The organism is Herbaspirillum sp. Sphag64 (assembly GCF_014192645.1).
Classification (GTDB): domain Bacteria; phylum Pseudomonadota; class Gammaproteobacteria; order Burkholderiales; family Burkholderiaceae_D; genus Herbaspirillum.
This window is the reverse complement of record NZ_JACHYE010000011.1, coordinates 106,846-122,144: the sequence shown is the minus strand read 5'-3', so window position 1 is coordinate 122,144 and position 15,299 is coordinate 106,846. Positions and strand designations below refer to the sequence as shown.

Genomic DNA, 15,299 nt, shown 5'->3' with positions numbered 1-15,299 from the left:
GCATTCAGCACTAATGCACTTTGAACGAGCGTTGATGGCAACCGCCAGGCAAGTGGTATGTTCCTCCGGCGCTAATTGAACCCTTACTTCTTATATCCCCTCATACCGAGGATTGACCATGAGCGAAAACATCAAGCATATCTCTGACGCCTCTTTTGAAGCCGACGTTTTGAAATCCGACAAGCCTGTCCTGGTGGACTTCTGGGCCGAATGGTGCGGTCCCTGCAAGGCCATTGCACCAATTCTGGAAGAAATCGCCAAGGAATATGATGGCAAGCTGCAAGTCGTCAAACTCGATGTCGACAGCAACCAGGCTATTCCATCCAAGTTCGGCATCCGCGGCATTCCAACCCTGATTCTGTTCAAGAATGGTGTTGCTGCAGCGCAAAAAGTCGGCTCCGTGGCCAAGAGCCAGCTGACTTCGTTTATTGACAGCAATATCTGATTGACGTGACTAGGCGGCGTTACGCCCGTAACGCCGTCTTTTCCTGCAAAGTTGGTTCAGGTTTTGGTATGATCGGTGCCTTGCTAGGTCTGCACCAGCAAATATAACAATCACACTGGCTCTTTCGTTTTTAACACACCACGTAATTCCCTCCCCCACCCTGACTATTCCCATCCCGGGACAACCATATGCATTTATCAGAATTAAAGGCGTTACACGTCTCCGCATTGCTTGAAATGGCAATCAGCCTAGACATCGATAACGCAGCGCGCCTGCGCAAACAAGAACTGATGTTCGCCATCCTCAAGAAGCGGGCGAAATCAGGAGAACAGATTTTTGGCGATGGCGCTCTGGAAGTGCTGCCTGACGGCTTCGGCTTTCTGCGCTCGCCGGACGCCAGCTATATGGCGTCGACTGACGACATCTATATTTCGCCTTCGCAAATCCGTCGCTTCAATCTGCACACTGGCGACTCGATCGAAGGCGAAGTGCGTACCCCGAAAGACGGCGAGCGCTACTTTGCGCTGGTCAAGGTCGACAAGGTCAACGGCGAAGCGCCGGAAGCCTCCAAGCACCGTATCCTGTTTGAAAACCTCACGCCACTGCACCCCAACAAGCTGCTGCAGCTCGAACGGGACATGCGCGGCGAGGAAAACATTACCGGCCGTATCATCGATCTGATCGCCCCTATCGGCAAAGGCCAACGCGGCTTGCTGGTGGCGTCACCCAAGTCGGGCAAGTCGGTGATGCTGCAACACATTGCGCACGCCATCACCACCAATCATCCGGAAGCCGTGATGATCGTGCTGCTGATCGATGAACGTCCGGAAGAAGTGACCGAAATGCAACGCTCGGTGCGCGGCGAAGTGGTCGCCTCGACCTTCGACGAACCGGCAACGCGTCACGTGCAAGTCGCAGAAATGGTGCTGGAAAAGGCCAAGCGTCTGGTCGAAATGAAGAAGGATGTGGTCATTCTGCTGGACTCGATCACCCGTCTGGCACGCGCCTACAACACCGTGATTCCTGCCTCCGGCAAGGTCCTGACCGGTGGTGTCGATGCCAACGCACTGCAACGTCCGAAGCGCTTCTTCGGTGCGGCCCGTAACGTCGAAGAAGGCGGCTCGCTGACCATCATCGCGACAGCCCTGATCGAAACCGGCAGCCGTATGGATGACGTGATCTTTGAAGAATTCAAAGGTACCGGCAACATGGAAGTACATCTGGAACGCCGTCTGGCCGAAAAGCGTGTCTACCCGGCGATCAACCTGAGCAAGTCAGGTACCCGTCGCGAAGAACTGCTGATCAAGCCAGACCAACTGCAAAAGATCTGGGTATTGCGCAAGCTGATGTACGACATGGACGAAATCGAAGCGATGGAATTCATCCTCGACAAGATGAAATCCACCAAGAACAACGCTGAGTTCTTCGACATGATGCGTCGCGGCAGCTAAGTTGTGGTTGTCGGGTTGTCGTCAACTCCCGCACAAGCAAAAGAAACATCCGGCCGGATCCCCGATCCCTGGCCGGATTTTTTTCGCCCTGGCATTTTGCCGGTACTGGCGAGCACGCCAGCAGATACAGTACACTGTGCCGCTTTAGCAGAAGCTGTAGTTCACAAAACACCAGTGACTTGGCAGACTGGCAATAAAGAAATAAAGAAATAAAGAAATAAAGCAACGAATAAACCAGCATCCCGCTGACAGAACGAAGAATCTGCTGCGGGTCGGCACAAACCTTGCGTGAATGCCGAAACCGCTCGCTAATCAACAAGATAAAAACTGTCCGGAGCGCAACAGGCCACCGGCAGGGAGACAACCATGTCCGACAAACGCGCCAACATCCCGCTCACCGATGTGATGCTGCGCCGACTCAAGCTCAAGCCGCTGCTCATTTTTGAACGCGTGCTGAGTTCTTCCTCCATCGCCCGTGCTGCCCGTGAACTCAACCTCACTCAACCGGCGGTCACCAAGGCGATCCAGGAACTCGAGGCCGACCTCGATGTACCGCTGTTTGAACGCAGCAACCGTGGCGTCACACCGACCTGCTACGGCACACTACTCGGCACCAGGGTCAAGACCGTGATTGCCGAACTGCGCTATCTGACCGACGAACTCAACACTTTCCGCACCGGCGACAGCGGTCATGTGATTATCGGTACAGTCATCTCGGCCTCGGCGCGTCTACTGCCACAGGCGATCACCCGCCTCAAGCAGCAACGTCCGGGCGTGCTGGTAACGGTACGCGATGGCCCGACCGACCAATTGTTTCCAGCGTTGGCCACCGGTGAGCTTGATCTGGTAGTCGGTCGCCTGCCCGAGCGCGATCTGCCGCTGGCGCGCATGTATGCATTCGAGCACACCATGCTCTATAGCGAGGCACTGTGTGCTGTGACTGGCGTCGCCCACCCGCTGGCAAAACAACGCGATATCCGCCTGACCGACCTGCTCGACTGGCCGTGGATTTTCCCGCTACAAATTTCTCCTGCCCGCCTGACTGCTGAACACCTGTTCCGTGATGCTGGCCTGAGTATTCCGACCAATATTGTCGAATCGCTATCGCTACTGACCAATATCGGACTCATGCACGACTCACCATCGATTTCCCTGATGCCACGTGCCGTGGCGCAACATTTCTCGCAACTCGGATTGCTTGCCATTCTGGAATTAGGCGACCTCGGCGAGTTTGGCGATATCGGCTATTCGATCCGTAGTGACCGTGCGCCAACGCCGGCGGCACAAGCTTTCATCAACTGCCTGAAAGAAACCGCAGCGACTTATTGAGGTAACGCAACGCACCATTCAGCCATCAATTTCGGGAATACTGAAGTCCCTATTTTTCATTATGTTTGATATCGGGCTCTCCCTATACTAGCCAGACAAAAGTTGATCTGGCTGGTTGGCATGCCGTTATATTCATCATAAAAAAACGGCTTCCTTTGTAGCAGTAGGACTGCGGCACCGAGGTGCTGCACTCGCCAGATCTGAACGCTCAATATCGGGAGATCTGTTCGTGAGTTCACAATCCGCAGCAACATCTGCAGCACTAGCATCAGCATCATCAACAACGACAACGAGACGCCAACTTCATCATTTCATTGATGGCCAATTCGTCGCGAGCAGCAAAACCTTTCGCAATACCTCACCGGTTGACGGCAGCCTGATTGCCGACGTCCATGAAGCTGATGCTGCCACCGTCGATGCCGCAGTCAGCGCCGCACAAGCCGCGTTAAAAGGCCCATGGGGAAGGATGACGGTCTCTGAACGAAGCGCCATGCTGCACAAGATTGCTGATGGAATTGAAGCGCGTTTTGAAGAATTCGTCGCCGCCGAAGTAGCCGACACAGGTCGCCCGGTCCATCAGGCACGTACCCTGGACATAGCACGTGGCATCGCCAATTTCCGCAGCTTCGCTGACCTCGCCAAGACTGCCAACACTGACCTGTTCCAGAGCGAAAGCGCCGATGGCGCTGGCGCCCTTAACTACACCGTACGCAAACCACTGGGCGTGATCGGCATCATCTCGCCGTGGAATCTGCCGTTGCTGCTGTTCACCTGGAAAGTCGCACCGGCACTGGCCTGTGGCAATACCGTGGTAGCCAAGCCCTCGGAAGAATCCCCCTCCTCCGCGACCTTGCTGGCCGAAGTCATGCGCGATGCCGGCTTGCCGCAGGGCGTGTTCAATCTGATCCACGGCTTCGGCGGTAACTCTGCCGGCGAATTCCTGACCCGCCATCCTGGTATCGATGCCGTCACCTTCACCGGGGAATCCAAAACCGGCAGCACCATCATGAAGGCAGTCGCCGATGGCATGAAGGAAATCTCGTTCGAACTGGGTGGCAAGAATGCTGCCGTGGTCTTTGCCGACGCCGACTTTGATGCCGCCGTGGCAGGCGTAATGCGCTCCTCGTTCACCAACTCCGGTCAGGTGTGCCTATGCTCCGAGCGCGTCTATGTTGAACGTCCGATTTTTGATCGCTTCGTTGCCGCCATGAAGGAAAAGACCGCCGCCCTGAAAATCGGCTACCCCCACGAAGCCAATGTTGACATGGGTCCGCTGATTTCCCACGGCCATCGTGACAAGGTCTTGTCCTACTACCGTCTGGCAGTCGAAGAAGGCGCCACCGTCGTGGCCGGTGGTAGCGTCCCGGTATTCGGTGATGCGCGTGATCAGGGTGCCTATGTACAACCGACCATCTGGACTGGTTTGCCCGACAATGCGCGCTGCGTGACCGAAGAAATCTTTGGCCCGGTATGCCACATCGCTCCGTTCGATCGCGAAGAAGAAGTGATTGCCCGCATCAACGACAGCGACTACGGTCTGGCCTGCGCAGTCTGGACTTCCGACCTCAAGCGTGCACACCGCGTGGCACCACAGATCGAAGCAGGTCTGGTGTGGGTCAACACCTGGTACCTGCGTGATCTGCGTACCCCCTTTGGTGGCGTTAAACAATCTGGTCTGGGACGTGAAGGCGGGCGTTACTCGCTGGACTTCTATTCCGAGATCACCAATATCTGCATCAAGCTGTGAGGCCAGCATGACCAGCATCACGACCATCACAAATCAACAGCAACGCCAGTGCCTGCAATCAGCGGCGATTCTGGCACCACGTTTTCGCTATAGTCCCTGCGTCCGGATCGGTCCGGTCATTCAGGTATCCGGCATGATCGCGCTGGACCTCGCCACCGGCCAGCTCGACAGCGGCGGCCCCGGTGCCGAGACCGCATTGATTCTGGCCAATCTGCAACGGGCCATGCCGGACTACGGCGTCACCCTCGATGACCTGCTCATTGCGCGCATCTTCACCACCCGCTTTGATGCCTTCGCCGACATCAATGCTGCCTGGGAATCGGTCTTTGCCGGTAACGCCACGCCCCCGGCACGTACCAGTGTCGGCGTCACAGCGCTGCCACTGGGCGCGACTGTTGAAATCGAATTTTCCTTCGTTCAATCCTGAGACAGCCCCGATGACACTCGACAATGCATCTATCCAGCAAGCCGCTGAACTATTGTGGCAAGTCCATACCAGCGGCCAGCCCTGTGCACCGGTACGCAATCTGATCGGCGCCACCGATATCGACGCCGCCTATGCCGTGCAGCAACGCAATACCGAACGCTGGCTGGCACAGGGCCGTCGCCTAGTCGGTCGCAAGATCGGCTTGACCTCCAAGGCGGTACAAACCCAGCTTGGCGTTGGTCAGCCCGACTTCGGCATGCTGTTCGCCGACATGGCGGTCGCCGACGGTGAAGCTATCGATATTGCCCGTATCGTACAACCCAAGATCGAGGCAGAAATCGCCCTCATCATCGATCGTCCGCTGACCCACGCCAAGCACACCGTGGCCGACATCATCAATGCCACCGCCTACGCGGTGCCGGCACTGGAAATCGTCGGCAGCCGCATCGCCAACTGGGATATCCGGCTGACTGACACCATCGCCGACAACGCCTCCTCAGGCCTGTTCGTGCTGGGTTCGCGTCCGGTCAAGCTGGCCGACTTTGACATCACCGGTTGCGGCATGTTGATGGAACGACGCGGCGATCAGGTCTCCATCGGTGCCGGTGCGGCGTGTCTGGGCAATCCCCTGCACGCAGCGGTCTGGCTGGCCGACACGATGGCACGCGTAGGCAACCCGCTACAACCGGGCGATATCATCATGACCGGTGCATTGGGACCGATGGTCGTCGCCACCGCCGGTGACGTCTTTGAGGCCCAAATCGAAGGGCTCGGTCGCGTCACCGCCTCGTTTTCCGTTTAATTCTGGTACCGATAATCTGCAACCACAGGAAACAGCATGACTCAATCAACACAACAGCCAGCGCACCCAGAGCAGCCACGCGTGGATGTCGCCATCATCGGCTCGGGAAATATCGGCACCGATCTCATGATCAAGGTCTTGCGCAATGCCAAACACTTGAATATGGGCGCCATGGTCGGCATTGACCCCACCTCCGATGGATTGGCGCGCGCCGCCCGCATGGGTGTGGCAACCACCCACGAAGGCGTGCAAGGGCTGACCCGTCTGCCCGGCTTCGACAAGATCAAGATCGCGTTCGACGCCACCTCCGCCGGTGCGCACGCTGAACATAATCGGATCCTGCAGGAACATGGCATTCAGGTCATTGACCTGACGCCGGCAGCCATCGGTCCATATGTCATTCCGGTGGTCAATCTGCAGGACCATCTGGACAGTGCCAACATCAACATGGTCACCTGTGGCGGTCAAGCCACGATCCCGATGGTGCGCGCCGTCTCACGCGTGGCACCGGTGCATTACGCCGAAATCATTGCTTCCATCGCTAGTAAATCGGCTGGTCCCGGCACCCGCGCCAATATTGATGAGTTCACCGAAACCACGTCACGCGCCATCGTCAGTGTCGGTGGTGCCGGCCGCGGCAAGGCCATTATCATCATGAATCCGGCCGAGCCGCCACTGATCATGCGCGACACCGTGTTCTGTCTGGCCGATGCCAGCGCCGATGAAGAGGCGATCCGCGCCTCGATCAGGGAAATGGCCGCCGCCGTCTCCGCCTATGTACCAGGTTACCGCCTCAAGCAAGATGTGCAGTTTGATCGCATCCCCGCTGATCAACCACTTAACATCCCTGGGCTGGGCAAACTGGGCGGTCTCAAGGTCTCGATCTTCCTGGAAGTCGAGGGTGCCGCCCACTACCTGCCCGCCTATGCCGGCAATCTAGACATCATGACCTCGGCGGCAATGGCTGCGGCTGAGAGTATCGCCAAACGGTTAGCGCCACACGCCAACAATGCGTAGTCATCGCAACGACATCACAGGAAGACCAGCATGATCTCCGACAAAAAAATCTATATCTCTGACGTCACCCTGCGTGACGGCATGCACGCCATCCGTCACCAGTATTCACTGGCCGATGCCGTCGCTATTGCCAAGGCACTCGATGCCGCCAAGGTCGACAGCATCGAAGTCGCCCACGGCGATGGCTTGTCCGGCTCCAGCTTCAACTATGGCTTTGGCGCGCACACCGATCTGGACTGGATCGAAGCCGTTGCCAGCGTCCTGCAGCACGCCCGGGTGGCGACACTACTGATTCCCGGCATTGGCACCGTGCATGATCTGGATGCCGCCTATGCGGCCGGTGCCCGCACGGTGCGCGTGGCGACGCACTGCACCGAAGCCGATGTTTCCCGACAGCATATCGAGCATGCCCGCAAGCTGGGCATGGATACCGTGGGCTTCCTGATGATGTCGCATATGACTACGCCATCGGCACTGGCCAAGCAGGCCAAGCTGATGGAATCCTACGGTGCGCAGTGCGTCTATGTGGTGGACTCCGGCGGTGCCTTGTCGATGCAGGATGTGGCAGACCGCTTCAAGGCCTTCAAGGAGGTGCTCCACCCGGACACCACCACCGGTATGCACGCGCACCACAATCTCTCACTCGGCGTTGCCAACTCCATCGTCGCCATTGAAAACGGTTGCGACCGGGTCGATGCCTCGCTGGCCGGCATGGGTGCCGGTGCCGGTAATGCGCCACTGGAAGTGTTTATCGCCGCAATTGACCGTCTCGGTTACCGACATGGCACTGACCTGTTTACGTTGATGAACGCGGCCGATGATCTGGTGCGCCCGCTACAAGACCGCCCGGTGCGGGTTGACCGTGAAACGCTCGCGCTCGGCTACGCCGGGGTCTACTCCAGCTTCCTGCGTCATGCCGAAGCAGCTGCCAAACGCTATGGCATTGCCGCCGTCGATATTCTGGTGGAGCTAGGCAGACGTCGCATGGTCGGTGGTCAGGAAGACATGATCGTTGACGTTGCTCTGGACTTGCTGCAACAACGTCAAGACCAGACACAGAATCAGGCACAGAAAGTGAAGACCGCATGAGCCCCTCCATCGTCGACCTGCAAGCACTGGCCGTCACACTGGATGCCGCCGCCCATCAGCGCCATGAAATTGATCCACTGACCCCGCGTCATGCCTTCACACTGGATCAGGCCTACGCGATTCAACGCGCCTCATTAGCGCAACGCCATGCCCGCGGTGAACACCCCATCGGCATCAAGCTGGGTTTCACCAGCCGGGCCAAGATGGTGCAAATGGGCGTGGACAGCCTGATCTGGGGCCTGCTCACCGATGGCATGCTGCGTGAAGAAGGTAGCATTGTTGATCTGGCTGACTTCATCCATGCGCGTGTCGAGCCGGAAGTCTGCTTCCTCACCAAGCGCAATATTGACCGGCCATTAAGTCTACTGGAAGCAGGCAATTATCTCGAAGCCGTTGCCCCGGCGATGGAAATCATCGATTCCCGCTACCGTAACTTCAAGTTCACTCTGGAAGATGTGGTGGCCGACAACTGCTCCTCTGCAGGACTCGTCATCGGCGCGTTTTCCAGCGCTACCGACGACTTGCGCAAGCTCAGCAATCGCGGTGTCGCCATGCGTTTTAACGGCCATGCCGTGCAACTAGGCAGTACCGGCGCCATCCTCGGCAATCCCTTGCGCAGCATCGTGCAGGCATCACAGTTACTGAGCAAGGCAGAAATGACCTTGCCAGCCGGGTCCCTGATCATGGCCGGTGCCGCTACCGCCGCCGAAGCCTTGCGTCCGGGCTTGCATGTCAGCACGGACATCGGCGGTCTGGGCCGGGTCGAGTTCTTTACCGGAGCGATTGTATGAGACAGAACAACGTATCTACACAAGCCACCCTGGTAGCAGGGAAGGCGACACCGCGCGGCAAATTTCCGCACGTCAAGCGCGCCGGTGACTTCCTGTTTGTGTCGGGCACCAGCTCGCGCCGTCCGGACAACAGCTTTGTCGGCGTCGAAGTCGATCCCATGGGTGTCACGCAACTCGATATTCGCGCCCAAACCCGCGCCGTGATCGACAATATCCGCGACATTCTGCGCAGCGTCGGTGCCGACCTCAACAACGTTGTCGAGATCTCGACCTTTCTGGTCAACATGAATGATTTCGGTGGCTACAACGACGTCTACGGTGAATACTTTGACTATGAAGGACCGACCCGTACCACCGTCGCCGTCCACCAGTTACCGCACCCGCATTTGCTGATTGAAATCAAGGCAGTTGCCTACCATCCTCAATAACGGGCAACGCACAAACAACGAACAACCAATCAACCAATCAACCAATCAACCAAACAAACAAACTAATAATAAACACAACAAGGAAGAGAAGGAGACTCACATGTTCACCTATGGACTGCCACTGAATTTCAAGAAATGGCTCGATGACCATGCCGACAAACTCAAACCACCGGTCGGCAACCAGCAGGTCTGGAAAGACGCTGACTTCATCATCACCGTCGTGGGCGGCCCCAACCATCGCACCGACTTCCATGATGATCCGCTGGAAGAGTTCTTTTATCAATTCAAAGGCAATGCCTATCTGAATGTGCAAAACAATGGCCGCATTGAACGCGTGGAACTCAAGGAAGGCGATATCTTCCTGCTGCCACCGCATGTGCGCCACTCGCCGCAGCGGCCGGAAGCCGACAGCCTGTGCCTGGTGATCGAACGCCAGCGTCCGGCCGGTCTGCTCGACGGCTTTGAATGGTATTGCCTCGACTGCAATCATCTGGTGCATCGAGTTGAAGTCCAGCTCAACAGTATCGTTGACGACCTGCCACCACTGTTCGAACGCTTCTACAGCGACGCCAACGTTCGCGTCTGCCCGCAATGCGGCACCGTCCACCCCGGAAAACTGGCCGCCAAGGTGATAGCCGAGGCAGTCACCGACCACGTCAAACAAACCAAATAAGGGGCTCAGCTTGAGTACACCATCGACGCCAGTGATCGACATTCACTCGCACTTTTTCCCGCCAATCACCCAGGCCGAAGCCGCTGCACTTGATCCGCATGCCGCTCCCTGGTTGCAGATCAATGACAATGATCACGGCATGATCATGACCGGCGACAAGCCGTTCCGCCCAGTGTATTCGGCACTATGGGATCCGGCCCGCCGGATTGCCGAAATGGATGCCGCAGGCGTAAACCTGCAAATCATGTGTGCCACACCGGTCATGTTCGGCTACCGCTATCCGATTGTCCAAGCCTTGCCCTGGGCCCAACGCATGAACGACTATGCAGTGCAGCTGTGCAGCCATGCGCCAGACCGTCTGAAGACACTGGCACAAGTGCCGCTGCAAGACATCGATGCCGCCTGCAAGGAAGCTTCGCGTGCCAAGAGCATCGGCCATGTTGGCGTACAGATCGGCAATCATCTGGAACATCGCGATCTGGATGATGAAGGCATGCTGGAGTTTCTGACGCATTGCGCCAACGAAGATATTCCACTGCTGGTCCACCCGTGGGACATGATGGGCGGCGAACAACGCATGAAAAAATGGATGCTGCCCTGGCTGGTTGCCATGCCTGCGGAAACCCAGCTGGGCATTCTGTCGCTGATTCTGTCGGGTGCGTTCGAACGTCTGCCGCGCTCATTGAAGATCTGCTTTGCGCATGGTGGCGGCAGCTTCGCCTTCCTGCTGGGGCGGGTCGACAACGCCTGGCGCGAGCGCGACATCATCCGTCAGGATTGCCCGCATCCACCATCGTCCTATGTCGACCGCTTTTTCGTCGACTCAGCCGTCTTCGATAGCCGTTCGCTGGAGCTGCTGGTGGATATCATGGGGGAAGAGCGCGTCATGCTTGGTTCCGATTATCCCTATCCATTGGGTGAGCAACAGGTGGGACAACTGATCCGCGATACCCGCTTCAGTGCCGAGACCCATACCCGTCTGCTGGGTGGCAACGCACGCAAGTTCTTCGGCATCTGAGATGACCCAGGCCCGATCCCGGGTCATCTCACGCAAGCTCAGCAATAGAGCGCCGACCAGCTTGCTACAACCATTACGCTAAAAATATTCATGAAGGAGACTTTCATGCAGGATAGTAACGACCATTTTCAAGGCATTGTCGATCAGGAAAGAGGTTTGCAACGCACCTTGAGCGGTGCCCAGATGGCAATGATCGCCATCGGCGGCGCCATCGGTACCGGATTGTTTCTAGGAAGCGGATTTGCCATCAGCTTTGCTGGGCCCAGCGTCTTGATCAGCTATGCCATTGGCGCCGTCATCGCACTGCTGCTCATGGGCTGTCTGGCAGAGATGACCGTCGCCCATCCCACCTCTGGCTCCTTTGGCGCCTATGCCGGCTACTACGTGCATCCCTGGGCTGGCTTCATGGTGCGCTATGCCTACTGGGCCTCGATCGTGCTGGCCGTGGGCACGGAAGTTACGGCCATTGCGCTGTACATGCAGTACTGGTTCCCCGGTTCACCGGCGTGGGTCTGGATTGTCCTGTTCTCAAGTGCGCTGATTCTGATCAATGCCTTCAGTGTCAAACTGTTTGGTCATATCGAATACTGGTTCTCGATGATCAAGATCGTGGCGATTGTCGGCTTCATCTTCCTCGGTGCGGTAATCGTCTATGGCGCACCGGCCGACAGTGGCATCGGACTCCATAACTATGTTGCGCATGGCGGCTTCTTTCCACATGGTTACTGGGGCACCTGGGTCGCCGTGATTGTGTCGATCTTCAGTTATCTGAGTATCGAAATGATCGCCGTCGCAGCCGGTGAAGCCAAGGAACCGGTCAAGGCCATCACGCATGCCTTCCGCGCGGCGATGCTGCGTCTGGTAGTGTTTTATCTGCTCACACTGGCACTGATGCTGGCAATTCTGCCGTGGTCATCCGCAGGCACTGACAAGAGCCCGTTCGTGATGGTGATGGAAGCCATTCATATCACCGGCGCCCCTGGCATCATCAACTTCGTGGTCCTGATTGCGGCACTGTCGGCCATGAACAGCCAGCTCTACATCACCACCCGCATGATGTTCAGCCTCTCGCGCGCCGGTTATGCTTCACCACAGTTCGGAAAGCTGAGCAGCCGTGGCGTTCCGGTACGAGCACTGGCCTTGTCCTGCATCGGCATCACGATTGCGACTGCAATGAGCATTCTCTATCCACAGGCAGCGTTCACGCTGATGATGTCAGTATCGATGTTTGGTGCGATGTTTACGTGGCTGATGATTTTCGTGACACACTGGTTCTTCCGCCGCCGCTGGGTCGCCCAGGGCGCTCAGCCACTGCCATTCCGGATGTGGGGTTTCCCATGGCTGACGCTGCTGGGTGTGGTACTGATGCTATCGATCATGATTACCACCTGGTTTACCGATGCCTTCCACGCGACTCTATTGTTCGGTGTGCCGTTTGTAGTGGTATTGAGCGTGATCTACTTCATCTGGTATCGCAAGCCAGTCCCGTTGCCAGTCGACCCGCAGAAAATGCGCGAGGCAGCAAGTAACTGATCCTGCCGCAATAAAGCAAAAGCCGTGAAGCAATTCACGGCTTTTTTACGTCTCTTTTTATCCCTAAGGCAAACCATTAGCTTTGCAGACCTCCAATAAAAAGGCGTCACAGGCAATGGACCTGTGACGCCTTGAAACATGACCAAATGCTTATTTACTGACCGCTGCGCCGCCAGCTACCGGCTTGTTCAGACTCATGATCCAGTGGGCAAATGAATCCGCCTCGGCTTCAGTCAATCCGGTATTGGGCGGCATCGCCATCTCCCCCCAACGTCCCTGACTGCCTTCAAGCATGCTGTGCTTGAGATGGGCAATCGCCTCCGGATCGGCGGCATAGCGTGCTGCCACATCCTTGAATGCCGGGCCGATGAGCTTGCTGTCCATGCGATGACAGACACGGCAACTCTCTTCACTGGAAGACGCCGCCTGACTGGCCAGCGGCAACGACAGCATGAGCGGTAACAGAATCGCTGGCAGCCGGGCAGCCAGTGTGGAAGAAGAACGAACACGCAAGCTGTTCAACATGATGACTCCTTGCAAAAAAAGACCCGCCTCGCAGGTCATCGGAAATTCAGGACAAAAAAAGTGCCATTCAGCTTCGACCCTGAATGGCACAAGCTCAAGAGAAGGACAAAGTCAGCATGCACTTCCTTCACTCCAGATCTTCTTGCGAAGACCTGTCCACCATCCGGCGTAACAGGATGAAAACTGCATCATCCTGCGCGCCTTCTTTACTACTATTACGACTCTTTATGACGCCATGACGGATAACATCCGCATGGCGTTCTTGTCAGGTGTCTGATGCCTTATTGTGCAGCGCCGGTTTTCTCAGGCATGCCAAACACAGGCTTGCCCAGCGGCGGCACCGACAGCGTGTAGATACCGTGGTTCGAGAAGACCCAGATCAGGTTACGATCCCACTCCACAAAGATACTACGCACAGGATTTGGCAAAGCACGAATCGATTGTGTCTGTTCATCACGCGTTTTGATCGCTGGGTCAATCATCTTCGGTACGAAGTAGGCCGCAATGGTTGGATGCAGTGGATCTTTCAGATCAAACATCTGCATGCCCGCGTTGTAATACGAATAAGGCATGTAACGCTGACTTGGCGTACCCGGCTGAATCTGTGCATAGCCGCTGCGCTTGGGACCGAAGCTGCCACGACGCTGGCAGAAATCGGTGAAAGGCGCTTCTTTCGGTGGTACCGGTGTTGGCAGGATATTGACGATCTTCGGATTCTTCGGATCTCGTACATCAATCGAATAGATATGCTTGAGCGGCTCATAGCAATCTTCGGTCATCGGATAGCCACTGAAATAGACCATACCCGTGGTTTCCACCTTGGTCACGTCAATATTGTCGCCTTCGGTACCAGTCACACTGACAGGCATATCCAGATGCGCCACCTGCTTCATGTTGTTCGGATCAGAGATATCGATCACATAGAAGCCAAAGCCGCCCATCGCGGCATAACCATACTTGCCACCCTGCTCGACTGGCTTCGGAATGAATAACGGCATACGCGAACCCATCCACGAGGTCTTGTTGCCATAACGCGGATTCTTCTTGTATTCCTCTTCCTCACCTTTACGTGATCCAGGCGCCCACCAGGTCGACAATCGCTTGGGGTTGCTTGGATCGGAAACGTCAAAGGCCAACTGCGCACCCGTGTAGAGATAGGTCTTGTATTCCTGGTTCGAGAAGCTATTGTCGGGCGCACCCGCGACGAACAAATACTTGTCACCCCAATAGTCGGGAACGTCCTGACAACCAGAACCTTCTTGCGGCTGTTGCTGAGCTGAATGATAAGGGTCAAGCGAAGTCTCGGACAGCAGCTTCCAGTCGGTCCACTTGGGGCTGGTTACTTCGAACATACGGAAGCCACGTAACATCTTGCGATCACGTACCTTTTGCACACCGGCTGGATTAGTGTATTTGTCATCGAGCAGACCATATCGGCTGATTTCATAACACTGCACCGCGATCATCTTATTGAGCTTCTTGTTGAACTTGACGTTGAACGGGCCAAACTGATGTTCCCCTCCTTTGATGTCAAAGGTCTTTTGCTGCACTACTTTGACATCATGCGGATCGGTAATGTCAAAGAGGTTGTACATCCAGGTTTCATAGTCGTAGAGATAGCGACGGCCATTGAAATCAAAGGATGCCTGCCAACTGTGACCAGCACCAGCCACGTACGGAACAAAATTTTCAATCTTGACGTTCTTGGAATATTGATTCAGATCCAGATACGGCAAGCTGCCATCAACCGGATGAGCACCAAAAGCATCTGGTGCGGCATCCGGGCTCTTGAATATGCCAGTGGTCTTGTCATAGCCCCAGCTGCCCGGTGCAGGATAGGCCGGTTCGCCAGGCAACAAATCACGCTGTGGTGCTGGAGCAGGTGCATCGGGTGCATTCAGATTCACACCGCTGCGTGGCTGTTGCGCCTGTACTGACGCGACCAGACCGGCGCTCAGTGTCAGCCCGATCGCCAATGCAATCGTGCTGCGCTGAAAAAGATTTTTTTTCATCTCTCTATCCTT

At 56.4% G+C, this 15,299-nt stretch carries 15 protein-coding genes; 13 read left to right on the top strand and 2 right to left on the bottom strand.

The genetic code is table 11. The features are described from left to right. Positions 1 to 118 precede the first annotated feature (118 nt). The 13 genes from trxA (at position 119) to FHW66_RS16435 (ending at position 12,750) form a co-directional block, all read left to right on the top strand. Complete coding sequence (gene trxA, locus FHW66_RS16495; protein ID WP_183380909.1) at positions 119 to 445, top strand: thioredoxin TrxA; 327 nt, start codon at positions 119 to 121, stop codon at positions 443 to 445. Positions 446 to 633: 188 nt separating this feature from the next. Further along, positions 634 to 1,896: a transcription termination factor Rho gene (rho, locus tag FHW66_RS16490; protein WP_183380908.1), complete on the top strand. Its 1,263-nt coding sequence runs from the start codon at positions 634 to 636 to the stop codon at positions 1,894 to 1,896. 366 nt (positions 1,897 to 2,262) lie between these two features. Further along, positions 2,263 to 3,225: a LysR family transcriptional regulator gene (locus tag FHW66_RS16485; protein ID WP_183380907.1), complete on the top strand. Its 963-nt coding sequence runs from the start codon at positions 2,263 to 2,265 to the stop codon at positions 3,223 to 3,225. A 313-nt stretch (positions 3,226 to 3,538) separates the two neighbouring features. Then, positions 3,539 to 4,972, top strand: coding sequence for a 2-hydroxymuconic semialdehyde dehydrogenase (locus tag FHW66_RS16480; RefSeq protein ID WP_370543491.1), 1,434 nt, complete (start codon positions 3,539 to 3,541; stop codon positions 4,970 to 4,972). Between the two features lie 7 nt (positions 4,973 to 4,979). Beyond that, complete coding sequence (locus FHW66_RS16475) at positions 4,980 to 5,399, top strand: RidA family protein (RefSeq protein WP_183380905.1); 420 nt, start codon at positions 4,980 to 4,982, stop codon at positions 5,397 to 5,399. Positions 5,400 to 5,409: 10 nt separating this feature from the next. Beyond that, complete coding sequence (locus tag FHW66_RS16470) at positions 5,410 to 6,201, top strand: 2-keto-4-pentenoate hydratase (RefSeq protein ID WP_183380904.1); 792 nt, start codon at positions 5,410 to 5,412, stop codon at positions 6,199 to 6,201. Positions 6,202 to 6,237: 36 nt separating this feature from the next. Beyond that, positions 6,238 to 7,218 carry an acetaldehyde dehydrogenase (acetylating) gene (locus FHW66_RS16465; protein ID WP_183380903.1) on the top strand — a complete coding sequence of 327 codons (981 nt, stop codon included), beginning with the start codon at positions 6,238 to 6,240 and terminating at the stop codon, positions 7,216 to 7,218. Between the two features lie 30 nt (positions 7,219 to 7,248). Beyond that, entirely contained in the window at positions 7,249 to 8,307 is a 1,059-nt protein-coding gene (gene dmpG, locus FHW66_RS16460) for a 4-hydroxy-2-oxovalerate aldolase (protein WP_183380902.1), read from the top strand. Next, positions 8,304 to 9,098 carry a 2-keto-4-pentenoate hydratase gene (locus FHW66_RS16455; RefSeq protein WP_183380901.1) on the top strand — a complete coding sequence of 265 codons (795 nt, stop codon included), beginning with the start codon at positions 8,304 to 8,306 and terminating at the stop codon, positions 9,096 to 9,098. The genes dmpG and FHW66_RS16455 overlap by 4 nt, the downstream gene beginning before the upstream one ends. Continuing rightward, positions 9,095 to 9,526: a RidA family protein gene (locus FHW66_RS16450; RefSeq protein WP_183380900.1), complete on the top strand. Its 432-nt coding sequence runs from the start codon at positions 9,095 to 9,097 to the stop codon at positions 9,524 to 9,526. Before FHW66_RS16455 ends, FHW66_RS16450 begins: the two co-directional genes overlap by 4 nt. A gap of 100 nt (positions 9,527 to 9,626) precedes the next feature. Then, on the top strand, positions 9,627 to 10,199 hold the full coding sequence (locus FHW66_RS16445) for a 3-hydroxyanthranilate 3,4-dioxygenase (protein ID WP_183380899.1): 573 nt from the start codon (positions 9,627 to 9,629) through the stop codon (positions 10,197 to 10,199). A gap of 10 nt (positions 10,200 to 10,209) precedes the next feature. Further along, the gene (locus FHW66_RS16440) at positions 10,210 to 11,217 is read left to right on the top strand and encodes an amidohydrolase family protein (protein WP_221197037.1); all 1,008 of its coding nucleotides are present in this window, start codon (positions 10,210 to 10,212) and stop codon (positions 11,215 to 11,217) included. Between the two features lie 105 nt (positions 11,218 to 11,322). Continuing rightward, the gene (locus FHW66_RS16435) at positions 11,323 to 12,750 is read left to right on the top strand and encodes an amino acid permease (protein WP_183380898.1); all 1,428 of its coding nucleotides are present in this window, start codon (positions 11,323 to 11,325) and stop codon (positions 12,748 to 12,750) included. Between the two features lie 150 nt (positions 12,751 to 12,900). Here FHW66_RS16435 and FHW66_RS16430 read toward each other — a convergent pair whose 3' ends face one another. Both FHW66_RS16430 and FHW66_RS16425 read right to left on the bottom strand, forming a co-directional pair. Continuing rightward, complete coding sequence (locus tag FHW66_RS16430) at positions 12,901 to 13,275, bottom strand: c-type cytochrome (protein WP_221197038.1); 375 nt, start codon at positions 13,273 to 13,275, stop codon at positions 12,901 to 12,903. A 281-nt stretch (positions 13,276 to 13,556) separates the two neighbouring features. After that, a complete protein-coding gene (locus FHW66_RS16425) occupies positions 13,557 to 15,287 on the bottom strand; it encodes an LVIVD repeat-containing protein (RefSeq protein ID WP_183380897.1) in 1,731 nt (576 codons plus the stop codon). Positions 15,288 to 15,299 lie beyond the last annotated feature (12 nt).

Bases quoted from the DNA above. Each gene is read 5' to 3' on its own strand.
- FHW66_RS16485 (WP_183380907.1), top strand. From the start codon at position 2,263: ATGTCCGACAAACGCGCCAACATCCCGCTCACCGATGTGATGCTGCGC.
- FHW66_RS16445 (WP_183380899.1), top strand. From the start codon at position 9,627: ATGTTCACCTATGGACTGCCACTGAATTTCAAGAAATGGCTCGATGAC.
- FHW66_RS16475 (WP_183380905.1), top strand. From the start codon at position 4,980: ATGACCAGCATCACGACCATCACAAATCAACAGCAACGCCAGTGCCTG.
- rho (WP_183380908.1), top strand. From the start codon at position 634: ATGCATTTATCAGAATTAAAGGCGTTACACGTCTCCGCATTGCTTGAA.
- FHW66_RS16435 (WP_183380898.1), top strand. From the start codon at position 11,323: ATGCAGGATAGTAACGACCATTTTCAAGGCATTGTCGATCAGGAAAGA.
- FHW66_RS16455 (WP_183380901.1), top strand. From the start codon at position 8,304: ATGAGCCCCTCCATCGTCGACCTGCAAGCACTGGCCGTCACACTGGAT.
- dmpG (WP_183380902.1), top strand. From the start codon at position 7,249: ATGATCTCCGACAAAAAAATCTATATCTCTGACGTCACCCTGCGTGAC.
- trxA (WP_183380909.1), top strand. From the start codon at position 119: ATGAGCGAAAACATCAAGCATATCTCTGACGCCTCTTTTGAAGCCGAC.
- FHW66_RS16470 (WP_183380904.1), top strand. From the start codon at position 5,410: ATGACACTCGACAATGCATCTATCCAGCAAGCCGCTGAACTATTGTGG.
- FHW66_RS16450 (WP_183380900.1), top strand. From the start codon at position 9,095: ATGAGACAGAACAACGTATCTACACAAGCCACCCTGGTAGCAGGGAAG.
- FHW66_RS16430 (WP_221197038.1), bottom strand. From the start codon at position 13,275: ATGTTGAACAGCTTGCGTGTTCGTTCTTCTTCCACACTGGCTGCCCGG.
- FHW66_RS16425 (WP_183380897.1), bottom strand. From the start codon at position 15,287: ATGAAAAAAAATCTTTTTCAGCGCAGCACGATTGCATTGGCGATCGGG.
- FHW66_RS16465 (WP_183380903.1), top strand. From the start codon at position 6,238: ATGACTCAATCAACACAACAGCCAGCGCACCCAGAGCAGCCACGCGTG.